21 protein-coding genes are annotated in these 20929 nt (G+C 38.2%); 1 reads left to right on the top strand and 20 read right to left on the bottom strand.

All coding sequences use genetic code 11. The features are described 5' to 3' along the window. Positions 1-58: 58 nt before the first annotated feature. The 8 genes from era to IGK96_RS03750 all read right to left on the bottom strand — a co-directional run bounded on the left by era (position 59) and on the right by IGK96_RS03750 (position 6480). Positions 59-961 (bottom strand): GTPase Era, encoded by a 903-nt coding sequence (gene era, locus IGK96_RS03785; protein ID WP_002359745.1) that lies wholly within the window; start codon positions 959-961, stop codon positions 59-61. Between the two features lie 13 nt (positions 962-974). Continuing rightward, entirely contained in the window at positions 975-1376 is a 402-nt protein-coding gene (locus IGK96_RS03780; protein WP_002382764.1) for a diacylglycerol kinase family protein, read from the bottom strand. Beyond that, the gene (ybeY, locus tag IGK96_RS03775) at positions 1360-1839 is read right to left on the bottom strand and encodes an rRNA maturation RNase YbeY (protein ID WP_002356745.1); all 480 of its coding nucleotides are present in this window, start codon (positions 1837-1839) and stop codon (positions 1360-1362) included. Before ybeY ends, IGK96_RS03780 begins: the two co-directional genes overlap by 17 nt. Then, positions 1839-4037 (bottom strand): HD family phosphohydrolase, encoded by a 2199-nt coding sequence (locus IGK96_RS03770; RefSeq protein ID WP_002356744.1) that lies wholly within the window; start codon positions 4035-4037, stop codon positions 1839-1841. Before IGK96_RS03770 ends, ybeY begins: the two co-directional genes overlap by 1 nt. Positions 4038-4065: 28 nt before the next feature. Next, the gene (locus IGK96_RS03765; protein ID WP_002356743.1) at positions 4066-5088 is read right to left on the bottom strand and encodes a PhoH family protein; all 1023 of its coding nucleotides are present in this window, start codon (positions 5086-5088) and stop codon (positions 4066-4068) included. Between the two features lie 134 nt (positions 5089-5222). Continuing rightward, the gene (locus IGK96_RS03760) at positions 5223-5672 is read right to left on the bottom strand and encodes a GatB/YqeY domain-containing protein (RefSeq protein WP_002356741.1); all 450 of its coding nucleotides are present in this window, start codon (positions 5670-5672) and stop codon (positions 5223-5225) included. Between the two features lie 25 nt (positions 5673-5697). Continuing rightward, the gene (gene rpsU / locus IGK96_RS03755; RefSeq protein ID WP_002356740.1) at positions 5698-5874 is read right to left on the bottom strand and encodes a 30S ribosomal protein S21; all 177 of its coding nucleotides are present in this window, start codon (positions 5872-5874) and stop codon (positions 5698-5700) included. A 165-nt stretch (positions 5875-6039) separates the two neighbouring features. Further along, positions 6040-6480, bottom strand: coding sequence for a Fur family transcriptional regulator (locus IGK96_RS03750; protein ID WP_002387080.1), 441 nt, complete (start codon positions 6478-6480; stop codon positions 6040-6042). Between the two features lie 98 nt (positions 6481-6578). Between IGK96_RS03750 and IGK96_RS03745 the strand changes: the two genes are divergently transcribed. Next, positions 6579-7436 (top strand): pyruvate, water dikinase regulatory protein, encoded by an 858-nt coding sequence (locus tag IGK96_RS03745; RefSeq protein WP_002382760.1) that lies wholly within the window; start codon positions 6579-6581, stop codon positions 7434-7436. A 42-nt stretch (positions 7437-7478) separates the two neighbouring features. Here the strand turns inward: IGK96_RS03745 and thrB are convergent, their stop codons facing one another. From thrB to guaD, 12 genes are all read right to left on the bottom strand, one after another. Then, the gene (gene thrB, locus IGK96_RS03740) at positions 7479-8342 is read right to left on the bottom strand and encodes a homoserine kinase (RefSeq protein WP_010709745.1); all 864 of its coding nucleotides are present in this window, start codon (positions 8340-8342) and stop codon (positions 7479-7481) included. Next, on the bottom strand, positions 8339-9394 hold the full coding sequence (gene thrC, locus IGK96_RS03735; RefSeq protein ID WP_010823848.1) for a threonine synthase: 1056 nt from the start codon (positions 9392-9394) through the stop codon (positions 8339-8341). The genes thrB and thrC overlap by 4 nt, the downstream gene beginning before the upstream one ends. Before the next feature lie 2 nt (positions 9395-9396). Next, entirely contained in the window at positions 9397-10689 is a 1293-nt protein-coding gene (locus IGK96_RS03730; protein ID WP_002356731.1) for a homoserine dehydrogenase, read from the bottom strand. 52 nt (positions 10690-10741) lie between these two features. Then, positions 10742-11050, bottom strand: coding sequence for an ArsR/SmtB family transcription factor (locus IGK96_RS03725; protein ID WP_002356730.1), 309 nt, complete (start codon positions 11048-11050; stop codon positions 10742-10744). A 116-nt stretch (positions 11051-11166) separates the two neighbouring features. Beyond that, complete coding sequence (gene proC / locus IGK96_RS03720) at positions 11167-11949, bottom strand: pyrroline-5-carboxylate reductase (protein WP_085442973.1); 783 nt, start codon at positions 11947-11949, stop codon at positions 11167-11169. A 106-nt stretch (positions 11950-12055) separates the two neighbouring features. Next, a complete protein-coding gene (locus IGK96_RS03715) occupies positions 12056-13780 on the bottom strand; it encodes a phospho-sugar mutase (RefSeq protein WP_002356727.1) in 1725 nt (574 codons plus the stop codon). A gap of 120 nt (positions 13781-13900) precedes the next feature. Then, entirely contained in the window at positions 13901-15352 is a 1452-nt protein-coding gene (locus tag IGK96_RS03710; RefSeq protein WP_064687302.1) for a PLP-dependent aminotransferase family protein, read from the bottom strand. Positions 15353-15486: 134 nt separating this feature from the next. Next, a complete protein-coding gene (locus tag IGK96_RS03705; RefSeq protein ID WP_002356724.1) occupies positions 15487-16515 on the bottom strand; it encodes a permease prefix domain 1-containing protein in 1029 nt (342 codons plus the stop codon). After that, positions 16512-16844 carry a PadR family transcriptional regulator gene (locus IGK96_RS03700; RefSeq protein ID WP_002367058.1) on the bottom strand — a complete coding sequence of 111 codons (333 nt, stop codon included), beginning with the start codon at positions 16842-16844 and terminating at the stop codon, positions 16512-16514. The genes IGK96_RS03705 and IGK96_RS03700 overlap by 4 nt, the downstream gene beginning before the upstream one ends. A gap of 161 nt (positions 16845-17005) precedes the next feature. Then, positions 17006-17983: a GMP reductase gene (guaC, locus tag IGK96_RS03695; RefSeq protein WP_002356720.1), complete on the bottom strand. Its 978-nt coding sequence runs from the start codon at positions 17981-17983 to the stop codon at positions 17006-17008. Positions 17984-18124: 141 nt separating this feature from the next. After that, entirely contained in the window at positions 18125-19456 is a 1332-nt protein-coding gene (locus IGK96_RS03690) for a nucleobase:cation symporter-2 family protein (protein WP_002359736.1), read from the bottom strand. 3 nt (positions 19457-19459) lie between these two features. Beyond that, on the bottom strand, positions 19460-20845 hold the full coding sequence (gene guaD, locus IGK96_RS03685) for a guanine deaminase (protein WP_010819541.1): 1386 nt from the start codon (positions 20843-20845) through the stop codon (positions 19460-19462). Positions 20846-20929: the final 84 nt, after the last annotated feature.

Here is a 20929-nt window from a genome sequence, read left to right as displayed (position 1 = left end):
AAATTAGTGTAGTGTTTGGAAAGTTCGTTTATACACTCGCTTCCCAAACACTACTTTCTTAATATTCTTCTTTGCGATAACCAAAATCTTGTAAATAGATTTTTTTGTCACGCCAGTCTTTTTGGACTTTTACCCAAAGCTCCAAATACACTTTGTCATCTAATAAATATTCGATATCTTGACGCGCCTTGGTACCAATTTGTTTCAGCATTTTTCCGCCTTTGCCAATGATGATGCCTTTTTGACTGTCCCGTTCCACAATAATGGTTGCTTGAACATGGACTTTATCGTTTTCATCTCGTTTCATTGAGTCCACAACGACAGCGACAGAATGAGGAATCTCATCTCTTGTTAAAAGTAACACCTTTTCACGAATTAATTCAGAAACGATAAAATATTCTGGATGATCCGTAATTTGGTCATCAGGGAAATACTGTGGTCCTTCTGGCATTTGCTCAACGAGAACATCCATTAAATGCTCAAAATTGTTTCCTTCAGTGGCAGAAATGGGAATAATTTCTTTAAAGTCCATTTGTTTCGAATAGTCTTCAATAATACTCAATAAATCATCTGGATGGACTTTGTCAATTTTATTAATAATCAAGTAGACTGGACTATTATTATTTTTCAATCGTTCAATAATAAAGTCGTCACCTTTCCCGCGTTTTTGATCAGCACTTACCATAAATAAAGTAGCATCTACTTCACGCATCGCATTGTAGGCACTTTCCACCATGAAATCGCCTAAGCGGTGTTTAGGTTTGTGAATCCCTGGAGTATCGATAAAAACAATTTGTGCTTCAGGAATTGTATAAATTCCTTGAATCTTATTACGAGTTGTTTGTGCTTTGTCACTCATAATTGCAATTTTTTGGCCGACAATTCGATTTAACAATGTTGATTTTCCAACATTTGGTCTGCCGACAATGGCTACGAAACCAGATTTATGTTCAGTTGTCATTGTATTTCTCCTCTTATTTCCACATTTGAATGATTTGTAAAATTTTTGGTACAAATAGAATTAGTCCTACTAGCACTGCGAAACCGGCTGTTAATAAAACAGCTCCTGCGGCCATGTCTTTGACTTTTTTTCCGATTGGATGAAAGTGAAAATCCGTAAACATATCTACGACATTTTCAAAAATTGTGTTGATAATTTCTGCCAACCAGACAAGAAAAACAGCCAATAACAACCACAGCCATTCAGCAAGTGTTAAGGAAAACAAGAAACCAAACACAATGGCCGTGACACCAAACGCCACATGTTTGCGCATATTACGTTCTTCTCGAAAAACTGTTTTGATTCCTTGCCAGGCAAATTCTAATGAATTAATAAAATGTTTATTTTTTCCTGTTTGCTCATCTTTTAAGGCCATACGCATCTAAAATCTCTTTCTGTAAACCAAACATTTCTTTTTCATCTTCAGGTTCCATATGATCGTACCCATTCAAATGTAAAAAGCCATGTACTGCCAAAAAGCCCATTTCTCGTTCCAATGTGTGCCCATATTCAACTGCTTGTTCTGCTGCTCGCTCTGTTGAAATAATTAAATCACCTAGATTCCGTGGTAGCTCTGCCAACTCTTCATCATCAAAAATAATTGGCAATTCGTCTTCCCCTTCATCCTCTAAAGCAAAACTGATGACATCTGTAGGCATATCTTTGCCCCGATAGTCACGATTAATCACTTGGATACCTGCGTTATCTGTAAAAGTCACCGACATCTCCGTATCTTCGGCAATTTCTAGAAAACCCGCTGCAAATTGCAGCAAGTTTTCGATTTCTTTGATTTCTTCTGTTGGTACTTTCTCGGTTTCATCAATGAAAGTAATATCCATTAGTCATCTCTCTTTTCTTGTTCATCTTTCATTTCTTCTGCTTCAGCTTTCATTTTTGGATACTTAATCCGTGAATGGAAGGTACTGCATAATCCATTAATTAATGATTTTTCAATGATGCGAATCTCTTTCATCGTTAACCCACATTCATCTAATTGGCCATCTGAAATTCTATCTTGAATCACATTATGCACAAAGGCTTGAATTTTTTCGTTGGTCGGATGATCCATCGCCCGCACAGCAGCCTCACAAGTATCAGCAATACTCACAATCCCTGCTTCTCGTGTTTGTGGACGTGGCCCAGGATAACGGAAGTCGGATTCTTTAATTTCAGGATTGCGTTCTTTTGCTTTCACATAGAAAAATTTCATCAATGTTGTGCCATGATGTTGACGACAAATGTCAATCACCATTTGCGGCATATTGTACTCTTCTAAAATTTTGGCGCCATCAATTACGTGGCCAAAAATAATTTGTTTACTATCTTCTGGTAATAAAAAGTTATGTGGATTTTCTGCACCAGCAGGTAAGTTTTCCACAAAGAAATTGGCGTGTTTAATTTTGCCAATGTCATGGTAATAACAAGCAACTCGTGTTAATAGCGACCGCCCGCCAATCTCAGCAACAGCGTTAGCACTCAAACTAGCCACCATCATGCTATGATGATAGGTACCTGGCGCTTCTTCTAACAGTTGTTTTAACAACGGATGGTTCGGATTACTTAATTCATTCAAGACAATCATACTATCATCGGTCACTAATAATTCGATATATGGATGCAAGCCCATTGTTGCTAAAAATGAAAGTACCGTTCCTGCACTTGCACAAATTAAAGCTGTCCACGTTTTACCATCTGTTAAACTCATCCCTTGATAAATCATTAAGACAACCGCCATGAAAACAGGAAAGACCACTACCCACATTAAAGCTGGGAAAACTTGCTCACTCATCCGTTTCCGTTTAACAACTGTTGCTAGAAATCCTGAGAATAAGTACATAATCAGAATAACCGTCAACGAGTTTGTGCCGATAGAATTATAAAAGATAAATAACGCAAAAACGACTTGGAAAATGGCAGCGATTATCCCTGAACGACGATTTACAAAATGATTTAGAATCAGCGGCGCAAAGGCTGCCGGATAGAACAAGGGAATATACATCAACTGCTCTGTTTGGAAAATCTGGAAGAATTTCATTAAAATAACACTGATTAGCATAGCACCCGTGTAAAAGATAATAAACGAGCGTTGTCGCGAAGGCTCAGTCACTTGTTTTGTAAAGAAAATCAACACTTCAACTTGAAGTAAAATAGCTAATGCTAATGCCACCATCGGAAAAATAGAGGTATTTTGACTAGTCATTCCTAGTAACTCAAGTTTTTCGACCGCTTTTGCATCAATTTGAGTACCTTCACGAACAATAATTTCGCCTTGATAAATCATTGCGGGTTGAACAGCATTCATCGCTTTTTGGCGTAGCTCTTCTGTTCGTTTTTCATTGGCAATATCGTTTACCACAATCCCTTGGTTAACAATGTAACGAATGACTTGTTGCATGGTACTCGTAATATCTAAGTATTGAATTTTACCGTTAGCTTCTTGGCGAATTTTATCCAAATCAGATTCTCGAACGTGATTTTGCATTGCGTCATCCACCAACATCAAACTTTCTGAACGAACCTTATCTAATTGCTCAGAGGTTAATGTAAAGATTGTTTGATAAAAAACATTAGGAAAACTTTGATAAAACGTAACTTCATCTTGCGGTAAAGATTCAAACAATGATTTTAAGCTAGCCACTCGTTCTTCCACGGTCGGCGCAGGAATCGTTTCTTCCTTTTTGGCCTTCGCTTGCTTGTTGCTGTACTCTTTGTCTACTTTTTCATTCGCAGAATCAATCAATTTAAATAATTTATCAATACGATTATGTTGGACAGATGCCGTATCTTCTTGATAAATATATTCGGGTGTGACAGCTTCTGCTGCCAATTTTTTTCTTTGTTCTGTTTCGTAGGTATTCTCGATATTTTTATTTGCACGAATGGTTTTCTCGGCCAGTTGACCTTCTTTAATTTCTACTCTTTTCTGATGGACACTGCCAAACATAATCATAAATAAAAGAAGAGAAAAAACGGCTAATAAAATAGGTAAATAGGCTTTACCTAAACGATCCCCTAACTTTGTAAGTACTTTTTTCAAAAGGTACTTTCACTCCTTCCCTAACTGCTTAGGAATGCTTTTGTTGTTCTTTTTCATAGGCTTGAATAATTTGTGCTACAACCGGATGACGCACAACGTCACTGGCTTCAAAATTTACAAAGGCAATTTTTTCAATGTCTTTTAACGTACGCTCGGCGTTAACTAAACCACTTGTTACACCACGTGGCAAGTCAATCTGACTAGTATCTCCATTAACAATCATTTTTGAACTAAACCCTAAACGAGTTAAAAACATTTTCATTTGGGCAACCGTAGTATTTTGTGCTTCATCTAGAATGACAAAAGCATCATCCAATGTACGACCACGCATATAAGCAAGCGGGGCAATTTCAATAACGCCGCGTTCCATTAAACGATTTGTATGATCCATACCAAAAATTTGATACAAGGCATCGTAAACTGGACGTAAATAAGGATCGACTTTTTCTTTTAAGTCACCTGGTAAAAAGCCCAAGCTTTCGCCAGCTTCCACCGCTGGACGAGTTAAAATAATTTTTTGTACTTCGCCTTTTTTCAAGGCTGCTACTGCCATCACCACGGCTAAAAAGGTTTTTCCTGTCCCCGCAGGTCCCACCCCGAAAATGACGTCATGAGTTTTAACTGCATCGATATATTTTTTTTGACCAACATTCTTAATTCGGATTGCCCGACCATGATGGTCCTTCATAATTTCTTCTTCATACATGGCAATAAACGCCTCTAAATTTCCAGCTTTGGCCATTTTTAAAGCAGAAACGACATCTGGCGTATGCACTTTGATGCCTCGTTGAATTAATGTTTGTAGCGCTCTTAACACGGAAGCGACTAACTCTACCTCTGATGATTCGCCAATTAACTGAATAACTTCGCCACGACTATTAATCGTTACGTGGGTATTCTCTTCTAAAAATTTGATATGTTTATCATGTGTTCCTAAAAGCATGTGTGCATCATCAGAATCAGTAAGTATTAATTCCAAAGATTTTGACTGATTATCTGTCAAAAAACGTCCATCTCCTTTATTATATAGTCCTTTACAATGATACCACATTCTTATCTGTTTAAAAAGAAGTCGTACCTGATTTGACTTTGAAAGTCAAAAAAGAGAAAACCGGAAAAAGCTACCGGTTTTCTCTTTGTATAAAAAAACTAGGACAGTATCCTGTCCTAGTTTCGATAACGCTCTTAGTTTTCTTGTAATAATTCTTTCACAATTGCGTTAACTTGGTTGCCATCGGCTTTGCCTTTGACTTTCGGCATCATAGCGCCCATCACTTTACCAAAATCTTTTGGTGAAGTGGCGCCAGTTTGCGTCATTACCTCTTGAACTAGTTGACGAATTTCTTCCTCCGTTAGTTGTTGAGGCATATATTTTTCAACAATTGCTATTTCAACTTTTACTTTTTCAACAAGATCGTCGCGTCCCGCCTTTTCAAACTCTGATAAAGAATCTTTTCTCTGTTTCATCTCACGAGACAATACAGTGAGTTCTTCTTCTCCGTTCAATTCACGGCCCGCTTTAATCTGATCATTTTGAATGGCAGTCTTTAACATACGAAGTACGGCTAAAGTTTCTTTGTCTTTAGCTTTCATCGCTGTTTTAATGTCGTCATTCAATGTGGTTAGCAATGACATACCACCAACTCCAATTCATTCAAAACTAGAATTTTTTACGTTTTCTAGCTGCTTCAGATTTTTTCTTACGCTTTACACTTGGTTTTTCGTAGAATTCACGTTTACGTGATTCTTGTAAAGTACCCGCTTTTGAAACGGAACGTTTGAAGCGACGAAGAGCATCATCAAGAGATTCGTTTTTACGAACGACTGTTTTTGACATGTTATTCCCTCCCTCCGAGCTTAAAAAGTAACCGTTTTTCTTATTTGTGGGAAAAACCCACAAATTAAAATACTGTCCTTGTTATATTATAGCTAAAGCATAAATAACCGTCAACCACTCTACTGATAAAATACGAAATTTTTGTTTGATTTTTCGTCTTATTCGCTATTTTTCGCAACAATCGGCACAACGACCAAGTATTTCAAAGCGATGTCCTTCAATTGAACAACCTTTTAACTGTTCTTCAAAAAAATTCATCGGACACATGTGAATTTCTTCCGTTTTGCCACAAACCGTACAAATAAAGTGATGATGATGTTCCACCTCTTGGCAACAACGGAAGCGAAACTTTTGCTCGCCATTTAATTCTGTTTTTTCCAGCAATTCCAAGCGCTCAAAGTCATGCAAGTTACGATAAACCGTATCATAACTGACTCCTTTAAAGGTTTCATTCATAAATTCATACACTTCACGTGCAGAAACATACCGATTTCGCTTAATCAAATAGCTCATCAGTAATTCTCGTTTTTTAGTATATTTTAATCCACTGGCTTTCATGGTTTCTAAGGCTTGTTCAATATTGGTTTTTACTGGTGCCATCGCCATTTCCTCCCTCACCAACCTAAATCAGAATCATTACGAAATAGATTCTGGACTTATGGTATAATAAAATTATTAAAAATGCAAGAAAGGACTTACCCTCTATGACTATTTCTGAAGAAAAAAAATGTGTGACGATTTTTGTCATCTCAGATTCTGCTGGCGAGACCGCTTCAAAATTGGCGGCTGCTTCAATGGCCCAGTACCCCACTGTTGATTTTACTTTGATTAGACGAACATTCGTTAAAGACGAAGATAAACTGGTGCAAGCGTTAGAAGATGCCAAAAAAGCAGAAGCCATGGTACTTCATACTATTATTAATGATCATCTCGTGGCGATTGCTAATCAATTTTTCAATGAGCATCAATTGTTCCATTTTGACATTTTGACACCACCAGTTGCGGAAATCGAACGATTAACAGGTGTCGCGCCCATGCGGGAACCAGGTGCCTTACATCATCTGAATGAAAATTATTTTAAACGAATTGAAGCAATGGAATTTGCTGTCAAATATGACGATGGCAAGGACCCACGAGGCTTTTTAGAAGCGGATGTGTTACTTCTTGGCGTTTCCCGAACTTCTAAAACACCGCTAAGTCTCTTTTTAGCCAACAAGAACTTAAAAGTTGCTAATTTGCCACTAATTCCTGAAGCACATTTACCGAAACAATTATTCGAAATGGACCCTAAAAAAATTGTTGGCTTAACCAATGATCCCAATGTTTTAAACGGGATTCGTAAAGAACGAATGCGCGCATATGGATTACCTGAAAATACTTCTTATTCAGATATTGAAAAAATTCGGCGAGAACTGGCTTTTGCTAATGATCTTTATCAAAAATTAGGTTGTATCGTTATTGATGTCGCTTCTCTTTCAATTGAAGAAACTGCCTCAATGATTCTTAATGCTTTGAACTTAGAAGATCATAGTTATTATTCCACGGAAACCTCCGAGGATTAAAAAAAAACGAGAAAAAATCACTAGTGATTTTTTCTCGTTTTTTTAAAAGACTTGAACGCCTTCTTGATCAATATTGAAAATTTGGATGCTCGCTTTGGTAGATAATTTCTCCAAGCTTTGAACAATTTCGTTGGTTCGTTCTTCTGGCGACAAGATTAGCACAGTTGGACCAGCACCGCTTAAGAAAGAACCATAAGCACCTCTTTGCTGAGTTAAACGACGAATTTCTTTTAAGTGAGGAACCAATGAACGACGATACGTTTCATGCCATTTATCTTGTTCCATCATTTTGCCTGCTAAAGGTAAATCCCCGTTTAAAATTGCGGCAATCATAACATTGGCAATTGAGCTGGCCGCGACTGCTTCTTTATAAGCCAATTTTTCGGGCAAAACAGCGCGACTTTTTTCGGTAAATAATGGTTCCTCTGGAATAAATGCAATGACATCACACATTGGAAAATGATGTTTGACATGGTAGACTTGGTTTTCTACATGGCTAGCCACCACGAAATCTCCTAAAATAGCTGGGGCAACATTATCCGGATGTCCTTCCATCTCTGTGGCCAAACGGACTTTTTCTTTAGGGGACAAATTTAAATGTGCTAGTCGGTTAGCTAATTCAATGCCTGCTACAATCACACTTGAGCTACTGCCTAGTCCTCTTGCAAGGGGAATATCAGAAACCATCCGAATAACTTTTGGTGTTAATTCTGGTGCAATTTTCAATGCCGTTTGAATTAATAAATTCTCTTCATTAGTAGGGATTTCTTCTCCCAAAGTATGTTGAATTTCCCAAAATTCACTTTCACCTAAAACGTTGATTGTTAAATAAGCGGATAATGCAATGCCACATGAATCAAAGCCAGGTCCTAAGTTGGCACTAGTGGCAGGTACTCTTATTTTCATAGTGTTGCGACTCCTTTTCGTAAGTGCAGACGCATTTCTTCCACGTCACTCATTTTTGAAATAGTTACTTCTGTCTCCATTGCTGTATCAGGATCTTTCAGTCCGTTACCAGTAAAGACTGCCACGACGGTTTCACCTGCTTTGATTTTACCGTTTTTAACATGTTGAATAACTCCAGCTAATGAGGCAGCCGAACCAGGTTCAATGAAAACCCCATCTTGAGCAGCAATTTTTCGGTAAGCCGTTAAAATTTCTTGATCTGTCACGGCATCAATGAAACCACCCGATTCATCGCGTGCCTGTTCTGCTAATTGCCAACTAGCAGGATTTCCAATCCGGATCGCTGTTGCCACGGTTTCAGGTTGCTCAATCACTTGGCCTTTCACGATCGCTGCGGCACCTTCTGCTTCAAAACCATGCATTCTTGGTAAAGTTGTTCCTTGTTTTTCATGCCATTCTTTAAAGCCTTTCCAGTAAGCGGAAATATTGCCGGCATTTCCAACTGGAATCGCTAAGACATCGGGCGCTTGACCTAATTGTTCACAAACTTCAAAAGCTGCTGTCTTTTGCCCTTCTAAGCGATAAGGATTCACTGAATTAACTAGCGCAACTGCCTCAGTTTTCGCAATCTCTCGCACCGCTTTTAATGCTTCATCAAAGTTACCTGGAATCGAAATAATGTCCGCCCCATACATAATAGCTTGCGCCAATTTTCCCAGTGCGATTTTTCCTTCTGGAATCACTACATACGCTTTAATGCCTGCTCTTGTGGCATACGCAGCAGCGGCGGCACTAGTATTTCCTGTAGAAGCACAAACAATCGCTTTGGCACCTTCTTCTACCGCTTTTGCTACAGCCATCACCATCCCGCGATCTTTGAATGAGCCAGTGGGATTTAAGCCTTCGTATTTTCCATATAATTGAATACCTAATTCTTTGGATAAATTAGGTAAAGGAATCAGTGGCGTATTTCCTTCGGCTAAAGAAATCATTGGTGTTTTTTCTGTTACGGGCAAATACGCTTGATACTGTTTTAACAAACCTTCATACATGTTTACTCATCTCCTATAACCTTCATTACATTCAATAACTGAAAGGCTTCCGTATTTTGAATAGCTGTCACAACTTGTTGCATTTGTGCTTTTGATATCTGGTGTGTAATGGCAACAATTCTTGCTCGCTGTCCATCTGATTTCTGTTGAACTAATTGATCAAAACTGACTTCTGCTTTAGTCATTAATTGCGTCAACTGCAAAAATTGTCCTGGTGTATCTGGAACATCTAATGAAAAATAGTACTGCCCAAATACATTTTCGGAACTCGTCAATTGGGTTTTATGTTGATACGAATTGAACATATGGCCAGTCGTTGCCAAGCGAATGTTTTTAGCAATCGTAATTAAATCACTGACCACACTGGTTGCTGTCGGTTTAGCGCCAGCTCCTGGACCGTAATACATTGATTCGCCCACGCCTGCACTTTTTATAAATACTGCATTGTACTCATTCCGAACAGATGCAATAGGATGCTTTTGATTGACTAGCATAGGGGCCACTTCCACCGAGATACTATTCTCATTTTGTTCAGCAGAGCCAATCAATTTGATTTCATACCCCAGTTGTTTAGCCATGGCGACATCATCTAAAGACAATCCGCGAATTCCACGAATATCAACTTGTGGTAATGAAACATTCATCCCAAAAGCAAATTGACTTAAAATAACCATTTTATAGGCTGCGTCAATTCCATCGACATCATTTGTCGGATCCGCTTCAGCAAAGCCCAACGCTTGCGCTTCTGCTAAAGCTTCTTCATAACTTTTATCAGCAGAAACCATTTGCGTAAGCATATAATTCGTCGTACCGTTCACAATCCCTAAAACTTGTTGAATATTGTCTGCCGCTAAGCTATTAGCAATTGTTCTTAAAATAGGAATCCCGCCAGCAACACTTGCTTCGTAATATAAATCACAATGATGTTTTTGGGCTAACGCTACTAATTCACTCCCATGTTGCGCCAGTAAATCTTTATTAGCAGTCACAATATGTTTGCCCTTTTCTAAAGCTTTCATGATATACGTTTTGGCTGGTTCAATGGTTCCCATTAATTCCACAACGATTTGAATCTCTTTATCTTCTAAAATATCATCAATTGAAGTTGTTAAAGACAGACCGTATTCTTCCGCTTGCGCTTGTTTCGTTTCAAGATTTCGGACAAATGCTTTTTCAATGACTACATTCATTCCTGTCACTTGTGAAATTTTCTCTTGATGTTCTTTCAAAAGAGTTAAAACGCCAGTGCCTACAGTCCCTAATCCTAGTAACCCGATCTTTAAGGTATCCTTCATTTTTACCTCCATCAACAGCGCTATTCTAGTTACGCTATTTTTTCCCTACTTTTTATCGATGTTCAATATGCTCAAAGGTCTGATTTAAAATATCTATTACATGATGATCATCTAATGTATAAAAAATCGTTTTTCCTTCACGACGTGCCTTGACAACCCGGCTATCTCTTAATAATTTTAGTTGATGAGAAACGGCGGACTGTTCCATTCCCAATTGTTCACTAATCGCCGTTACGTTATGCTCGCCTTCTTTTAAAAGTAGCAAAATTCTTAAACGTGTTGGATCACTTAATACTTTATATAATTGACTTACTTGTTTGATTTCTTCCATTTGTTTCATTATAGTCGCCTCACTTTGCACTCATTATAACACAGAGTTTTTTAAAATAAGAACTGCGATTGTTCTTTCCTACGAAAAATATGGCACAAAGAAAGTTGGAAAAATGACAAACTTGTCGATTTTCCAACTTTCTTCATCTATTCGTGGTTGGCTTGCTGAACTGCATCCATCACGGCATAACGGAAGCCATTTTTTTCTAGAGCTACGACACCGCGAATCGTACTTCCTCCTGGAGAAGTCACTTCATCTTTCAATGCTCCTGGGTGTTTTTTCGTGTCTAAGGCTAAGGTCGCCGTTCCTTTTATCATTTGAGCGACAATTTCATAAGATAAGTTCCTTGGTAGCCCTTCTAAGACTGCTGCATCTCCCAATGCTTCCATAAAGATATCAACAAAAGCTGGACTGCAACCAGCCACAGTGCCAAAAGTTTCTAGTTGTGCTTCACGAATTTCTTTGACTAACCCTAAAGTAGCAAGAAGTTCCATTACCAGTTCCTTCGTTTGGCCTTCAATTGTTGGTGCCAAGGCTACGCCAATCACGCCTTGATTCACGCTAACTGGTGTATTAGGAATGGCATGAACAACTTTGGCTTCTTTATTGCCAAGGGCCATTTGTGCTTCTTGTATGGTATGACCTGTTGCAACAGAAATCAATAGACTTTCGTTGGAAAAATGAGGGGCTAATTCCTGAAGGACAGGTAACACAACCTTTGCTCCTGTCGCAATAAAAATAACCTTACATTCTTGGAAAAGTGCATAATCTGTGACAAGTTGAAAGCCCCACTCTTTTTGAAGTGCTTCTGCGGTTCCACTTGAGCCGCCTTTCACATATAAATGTTCCTTCTTGACTGCCTCAGCTTTCAGTAACCCTTTAATCATGGCACCGCCCATACTGCCAGCACCGATAAAGCCAATTTTCATAGCATTCCCTCCTTAGTTAAATAAAGTGTTTGTGTCAAAAGTCAATTAGCTTTTGACACAAACACTAACATTCGTACTTTTTTCCGTACAGCCTGTTTCGTTTATTTTATTTTGTTAATTCATTAACGACTGCTTCAAACGCAGCAATTTTTTCAGAAGCTTCTGAACTACTTGTTGCTTTTGTCGCTAGATAGAATTTAATTTTTGGTTCTGTTCCTGATGGTCGGATAGCAATCCAACTACCATCTTCTAAATGATATTTCAACACATCAGAAGGAGGCGTTTGTAATTGTTCTGTTTGACCATCTGCAAAAGTGCGTGTTAATTCTTTAAAATCTTCCGTTTGAGCAACTTGAATCCCGGCAAACTCAGTTGGCGCTTGTTCACGACATTTTGCCATTAAAGCTTTGATTTTACCGCTGCCTTCAATTCCGCTCATTGTTACGGAAATAGTTTTTTCTTCAAAGTAACCAAATTCTTCAAAGATATCTTGTAAGCCATCGTATAATGTTTTTCCTTGTTTTTTATAGAAAGCCGCTACTTCTGCTAATAAAACTAACGCTTGAATTGCATCTTTATCACGAACAAAAGGTTTCACTAAGTAACCATAACTTTCTTCAAAACCAAACATAAACGTTTGACTGTGGTCTTCTTCGTATTGTTGAATTTTTTCAGCAATAAATTTGAAACCTGTTAAAACATTAAACATCTTCGTATTATATTTCTCAGCAATCGCTGTAGCAAGTTCACTAGAAACGATTGATTTTAGAACCGCAGCATTTTGAGGCAACGTGCCTGCTTGTTGATGGGCTTCTAAAATATAATGAATCATAATTGAACCTAATTGATTTCCTGTTAATACTTGGTAGTCTCCGTTTGGCATCCGCACAGCAGCACCTAAACGATCAGCATCTGGATCTGTTGCAATCAATAAATCAGCGCCTTCTTTTTCCCCTAAACGAATCGCGTATTCAAAAGCTGAATGTTCTTCAGGGTTTGGTGACTTAACTGTAGTAAAGTCAGGATCAGCAACGGCTTGCTCAGGTACTAAAACAAATTTTTCAAAACCGGCTTGTTTTAATGCCTTTTCTCCTAACATTTTCCCAGTTCCATGTAAGGGAGTGTAAACTAATTTTAATTCTTTACCCATTTCGTTAATTAATTCTTGATTAATCGTAACTGTTTTAATTTCTTTCAAATACGCGTTATCGACTTCTTCACCAACAATGTTAATTAAACCGCTGTGGGCAACTTCTTCATCTGATAAGACATCAATTTTCAAAGGATTTTCGATACTACGAACATATTTAGTTAATGCATCTGCATCAGCTGGCGGCATTTGACCACCGTCTTCACCATAGACTTTGTAGCCATTATAGGCAGCTGGATTGTGAGAAGCCGTAATCATGATTCCCGCAAAAGCTTTAAAGTAGCGGACCGCAAAAGATAATTCTGGTGTTGGTCGTAAGCTTTCAAACACAAAAGAAGGAATATCATGTTTAGCTAATGTTTTAGCTGCTTCCATTGCAAATTCTGGAGACATATGACGTGAATCATAGGCAATGGCTACACCGCGACGTTTCGTTTCAGGATCTTGCGTATCCATAAAACGTGCAAGCCCTTCTGTCGCTTGACGAACCGTAAAGATATTCATTCGATTAATACCGGCGCCTAAAATCCCGCGCATCCCGGCAGTCCCAAATTCTAATGGTGCGTAAAATGCATCTTCACATTTTTCAGGGTCTGTATTTAAGTCCTTTAATTCATTTTTTAAATTTTCTGGAATATTTTCTTCATTTAACCATTGTTGGTAAACTTGTTCCCAAGACATGGAAAACACCTCATTTGTTTTTTTGTTTTTACTTTTTAAGTATAGCATTGGATATTCGTTTAGAAAAGGGAAGTTGTAGCGTTTTCTCTCAGCAAATGATTTTTATAAGAAAAATCTTACTTAGTGTTCTATTTTTGTTTGTCTATTTTCAGAAAGCTGTCGTGTAATCCGTACCATTCGCTCACAAAAAAGAGGCATTTCTTCTGGTGAAATTCGGGAACAGTTCAAGCGAATACTTCCACGTTTTTCACTAAAAGCTACACTTGGTGCTACCAAAACACCTTCTCGTAAAAACACTTGCCAATCTTCTGGCTTAAGTGCCCCTTGACGCCAATGTGCCCATAAATAAAAACCACCTTTTACTGGCGAAACTTCCCATTCTGGCAACGATTTAAATACTTGATACACATCTGTTGCTCGTTGTTCCACTTGTTTATTTAATAACGTAATTTTTTCAGAAAAAGAAGGATCTTCAATCGCCATTTTAGCGAGCATCTGCGGAAAAATACTCAACGAAACATCCATCATTTTTCTGGCTTCTGCAATTTGTTTCGTCACAGAGGCGGGCGCACTTAACCAACCAATTTTCGTGGTCGAACCTAAAATTTTTGACAACGAACCGATATACAAGACATTATCTGGATCTAATTTTTTTAAAGGAGGAATTTCTGTTTTCGGGATAAAACTTAGCTGCCCAAAAACATCATCTTCTAAAATAGGAACTTGATACGTTTGACAAACTTTCACGAGCTGTTCTCTTTTTCTTAAAGGCATCACTGTCCCAGTGGGATTTTGAAAGGAAGGATTAACCATAACCATTTTGATGCGATGTTGTCGGATTGTTTGTTCTAGCGCTTCAAGATCAATCCCTTCCTCTGTCATGGGCACACCAAATAAGCGCACACCAGCAGCTTGGAAAATTGGTAAGGCATAGAAGAAAGATGGATCTTCTACGGCAACACTATCTCCTTGTCTCAATAAAACTTGCAAAACTAAAAAAAGTGCTTGTTGCGCACCTGAAGTAAGCAATAAACTTTCACTTGGTAAATGAAGCTGATATTCCGTTGCTGTAATGGCTTGGATTTCTTTTCTTAACGGAAAATAACCTAATTCATCTTGTGCTTCCTCTTTTAAAAATTGTTTCCAATTTAATGCTGGAAAATCGAAACTGGGAATTAAGTCTAACGGCAACTCACCTGTATACATATCTAAGTCAGTCGGCAAATTTTGTTTAGCACGTGACTCAATCTCTGCCACCAAGGGATGTACTTGTTTGAACACATTTTGTTCTAAATAACGATGCCAATCCGTTCGTGGCGTCATCATTACCCCCCATTTCCCTTCGTTGACAATCGTTCCACTCCCTCTTTTTCGCACAATCCAGCCTAAGTCCACCAGTTCGTCTAATGCATGAACAACGGTTGAACGATTGACAGACAAGTACTCTGCCAGTTTACGTTCCGAAGGGATTTTTTCGCCTGGTAATAATTCGCCAGTTTGAATCTTTTGAACAATCATTTCCATAATACTGCGATAAATGGGAACATTTTGTTCTTTTTTAAGTTGCCACATAGCAATCACCTCAACAATTGGATGAGTTAAAAGTAATCCAGTTTAATGCTTTTGTCAATCGAAAATACAAGAAAAGTGAGACAGCCGTTTTGACGAATGTCCCACTTTTCTGTTTTACTATTAACAGGTTTGTCTCAATGTTTGTGTAAAAATGCTTGGATGGTGTTATAAAAGATTCCTGCGAACATAAAGATTAACCAACTAAACCGCCAATCCCCTAAAACAAAACTAATAAATAGATAGAGTGCAACAACTAAGGGCCAATAAACGGATGCAATAATTGCACCGACAGGATTTCCCACAGGTCCTTCCTCTGTTTTTGTTTGTTGAGGGGCAAAATCAGGATGACCAACATGTTCTGAATAAAAATAAGTTTCATTCAACAATTTATTAAAACTTCCTTTAATTACTCCACCAAATATAAACAAGAAGACACCAACCGATACTAAAAAGAAGAGCCAACTAATCCCCATCGTTCCATTATAATATTGTCCGCCCATCATTTGATGCATGGAACGGCGCATCATCAGATGAAGACCACTACTAAAGACAACAACTGGGATTAAACCCAAAATACAAAAAACGACGCCCGCTGCCATACAAAAAATAAATGATCGTTGAAAACTTTGTTCTCTTTGTGCAACTTCTTTTTTTAACTTAATCGGAATCAATCGTTGCCCCAGTTGTTTGTCCATTGCAACAAACCGATTACCAGCAACAATAAATAATGGAACGCCGATTGCCACACCTATGAAAAGACAAACTAAACCAAGACCGTTAGAAAGAACACCACGCATACCAACCAGCAAGCCAACACCCACCATGATTGCAACAACACCAAGACCAATTTGAATAGCACCTTTACGTTGGACAGCTAAATAGTCAAGTCCTTCCTCCACTGAAATTTCTGGCAAACCGTTCATTGAATCGTTTGTTTCATCCACTTGTTTATTTTCTAAATTCAATTCTTCCATTAATTCATCAATAGTACCAAATTCAGAAATAATTGTACCAATTGCTTCATTTTCCGATTTTCCTTGGCTGAGCAAATCTTCATAACGATCCTCAGCATTTGCTAATAAGTCCGCCTTTAATTGTTTTGTTTCAGATGTTTCAACAACGCCTGAAAATAAGCTATCAATAAATTCTTCTATAATTTTCATTTTCCCATCTCCTTTACAAATGCTTCGACGACGTCTTTTGTTACTTCCCATTCTAGTAACTTTTCCTCTAAATAACACTCTCCTGCATGGGTTATTTGATAATAGGTCCGCTTTTTGCCATGCGTTACTTCTCCTGGAAATGATTCAATGTAGCCATTTTTCTCTAAACGTGTAAAAGCAGAATAAAGTGTCGTTTCTTTAATCGAATATTGTTCTTTAGAAATTTCACGAATGCGTTTAGAAATCGCATAACCATATGAAGCGCCGGATTGTAAGATTGAGAGAATAAAGGTATCGTTGTATCCTCGAATTGCATCACTACCAATCACATAAATTCCTCCCTCAAGTACTTCAACTATCGTACTACGTCTGTCGTTGTAATTATCTTAACACGATTACTACGATAGGTAAAGTAAAAAAAGCACGTAATGCAGAAATCATTTTAATTTCTGCACTACGTGCTGTCTTCTTTTCAGTCTATAGTTGAATCTTAAATGGTATCACCATTAAAAATAGAATTTTTTACAATCACATAATCAACTTTACGAATCGCTTCTAAATCGCGACCTCCCGCGTATGAAATGGAAGATTGTAAATCTTGTTGCATTTCGACTAAAGTATCTGCCAACTTCCCTTTATGGCGTAACCAGATTTTTTTACCTTCAACGTTTTTCTTTTCGCCTTTTTGGAATTCAGAGGCGCTACCAAAGTATTCTTTGTAAACAACGCCATCTTCCACTTTTGTTTCACCTGGTGATTCTTCATGTCCAGCAAATAGTGAACCAATCATGACCATAGTTGCCCCAAAACGCACAGATTTTGCAATGTCTCCATGGGTCCGAATCCCACCATCTGCAATAATTGGTTTCCGAGCAGCTTTGGCACACCAACGTAAAGCCGCTAACTGCCAGCCACCTGTCCCAAAGCCAGTCTTAATCTTAGTAATACAAACTTTTCCTGGTCCAATCCCCACTTTGGTGGCATCGGCTCCAGCGTTTTCTAATTCGCGAACGGCTTCTGGTGTTCCAACATTGCCCGCAATAACGAACGTTTCTGGTAAAGATTTTTTCAAGTGTTGAATCATATTAATCACCGCATTTGAATGACCATGGGCGATATCAATTGTCACGTAGTCAGGAACTAAACCTTCTCGGGCTAACGTTTCAACAAAAGCGTATTCCCCTTCTTTCACACCCACACTAATTGACGTAATCAAGCCCTTTTGTTGCATTTTTTTAATAAATGGCACTCGCGCCTCTTCATCAAACCGATGCATGATATAAAAATAACCATTTTCAGCAAGGGTTTCCGCAATCGTTTCATCAATAATTGTTTGCATGTTCGCTGGAACGACAGGCATTTTAAACGAATGTTTTCCTAAAGTTACTGTAGTATCACATTCAGAACGACTATTCACGATACATTTATTGGGAATTAATTGGACATCTTCATAATCAAAAACTTTCATACTTACTGCCTCCTAGTTATTTACAAAAATAACGTAAAAACCGAACATTCGGTCATTTAACGTTCGTGTTTACAAACACCATTGTTAATTTACACTATTTACCGCCACTTGTCAAAGGCGTTTTAACGAAAATTAATCTTTTTACCCTTCTTGAACGTTTGGTAAAATGGCCTGCAATAAAATAGCAACAATTGAGGCAGTTGCCACGGGTGAACTAAATAAATATTGTAAAAATTGTGGTAAAGTTTCCAAAAACTCTTTTGGTAACAATGTCAACGCTAACGTCATAATAATCGGAACGGCAATTACATACATCTCTTTTTCATGAATTGTTACATCACTCATGACTTTCATTCCACTTACAGAAATGATGCCACAAACAACCACAAAAACACCGCCGATAACTGGTGCCGGAATGGCCGAAATCAAGGTGGAAAGTTTTCCAGATAAGCCAAATAAGACAAACCACGCACCTGCAGCCACAAAAACCTTGCGACTAGCAACTCCAGTGATTGAAATAATCCCAGCATTTGTAGAGTAACTAGTTACTGGCGTGCCGCCAATGAATGAAGAAACTAAGCAACCTAAGCCTTCGCCAATTACGCCGCGATTAATTTTTTCTTCGGTCAAAGGTTCAGCGACAACATGACTCACAGCAAACCAAGTGCCTGTTGTTTCCGCCATTAAAACCAGATAAATAACTAACATCGTGGCAATGGCTGACCAGTCAAATTGGAAAGAAAAGTTAACTAATGGTAACTGAGGCAAACTAAACCAAGCCGCTTCACTAACGGCTGATAAATCAAGTACTCCTAATAATTGTGCCGCGATGCTCCCAAATAATAATGCCAAAATGACAGAAGAAACGCGGAAAATCCGCCCTTTTTTCAAAGCAGAACCTAAGAGCGCAAAGAAGATCAACGTACCCGCTGCTATAAATGCTAATAAAATATTTTGTCCTAATTCCCCTTTTGCGTGGTAAATATTATCCGATAAAGCGACTGGCATTAACGAAAGCCCCACCACAAAAATAATTGTTCCTCCCACAATTGGTGGAACAAATTTAGTGATTAAACGATTAAAGATACCAGTAAATCCTAATATAATAACAACAATTGCCCCCACTAAACTAGCACCTAAAACTGCGCCCCAGCCATTTCCTTGTTGGTTATTGGCAAAATAAATTCCTGCAATTGCCCCGATTGGAATAAATGAAGGGCCTTGCGCAACTGGTAATCTCATACAAAAATGAGATTGAATAATCGTGGCAAGTCCTGCTGCTATGAATGTTGCTTGGATTAAAGAAGACGTTTGTGCTGTGCTAATCCCAATAATTGAAGCAATGATCACAGGTACGACGTACACGTCCATTGCTAAGACATGCTGAATCCCTAACATAGTGGCCTGCCCAAAAGATACTGAATCTTCTGGCCCCACTGTTAAATGAAGATTATTTTGTTTCTTTTCACTCATTTTTTATACTCCTTTAGTTGCTGACATTAAATTTTTATCATGTACTTTTTCACCTTGTACCCAGACTTCTCGAATATTTTCTGGTCGTGCTAAATATAAGATTTTTTGGAAAATATCAAGCAATGATTCCCCTGGATTTTTAGGGATTCGTGCTTGTGACAAGCTTGTATTAATAATTTGAACATCCCAAGCATACCCTTTTTCTAATTTTCCAATTGGTAAACTTAGCGCTTGACCACCACCAGCAGTAGCTAAATAAAACGCTTCATTTACGGTAATCCGTGCTGTTTTAACACCTCGTACTTCTGGTTTTTTTGTAGCATCGACACCATCTTCTAACATTCTAGAAGAAATAACCGCTTGCTTTAAATTGTCAAAAAGACTTGGTGAAAAACCACCTGAAAGATCACTACCTAAACCAACTTCTACTTGATGTTGATGTACTATTTTTGCAATCGGTGTCACTGCATTGCCAAAATAAGCATTAGAGATTGGGCAGTGCGCCACAGCCGTCCCTGTTTCATGGAATAAATTCATATCTGCTTCTTCTAAAAAGCCTGCATGTGCCATCACTGCTTTTTCTGTTAATAAACCAAAATCATTCAATGCTTGGGCATCATTTTTTCCAAAACGTTCTTGAACAAATTGATGTTCCCAATCACTCTCACTACAATGACTTTGAACATGGACTTGATATTTCGCTGCTAATTCTCCTAATCCTTTAAGTGCTTCCTCTGTACAACTTGGAATGAAACGCGGAGTTACAACGGGATACACGCCTTGTTTTGTTTGCTGCGCTAATGTTTGAATTTCTTGAATAAACCGTTCCGTTTCTTCTAATGCTTGTTGCGTTGTTTGATCACGATAGTATTCTGGATTCTCATTAAGATCATCCATTACAACTTTACCAATTAAGCCACGCTGCCCTTTTTCCGCACAAATCTCTGCCAAACGACGGCTAGCTTCATAATGAATGGTTGCAAAATAAAGGGCTGTTGTTGTCCCATTAGCTAACAATTGGGTTACCAATTCATCATAGACTTGTTGGGCAAATGCTAAATCTGCAAATTTGGACTCCAAAGGAAACGTGTACGTATTCAGCCATTCATACAATGGAATATCCAAGGCGGTCCCTGATTGTGCCCACTGAGGTGCATGGACATGTAAATCAACAAAGCCGGGTAAAAGATAAGAATCTTGGGGCAATTCTTGAAAACGTTGTGCCTCTTTTTGTTCTGCTAGCACAGTTTCATACGCTTCAGCATCTGGTTCAATTATTTCCTGAATTACTCCGGCCTCATCTATACAAAAAAGTGTCTCTTCATAAACTTTAATCTCTTGCAAATTTTTACTAGAAAAACCTGTTCCTTTTATTACAAAATGAAACATTTAATACTCCTCCTTACTATCACATGAAGATTATACATAAACTTTCGCTTAATAACTATAAAAATGTGATTTTTTTTAAAAAAA

The organism is Enterococcus sp. DIV0682 (assembly GCF_051712685.1).
GTDB lineage: Bacteria > Bacillota > Bacilli > Lactobacillales > Enterococcaceae > Enterococcus > Enterococcus faecalis.
Note: the sequence above shows the minus strand (reverse complement) of the source record. Positions and strands in the feature narration are given on the sequence as shown.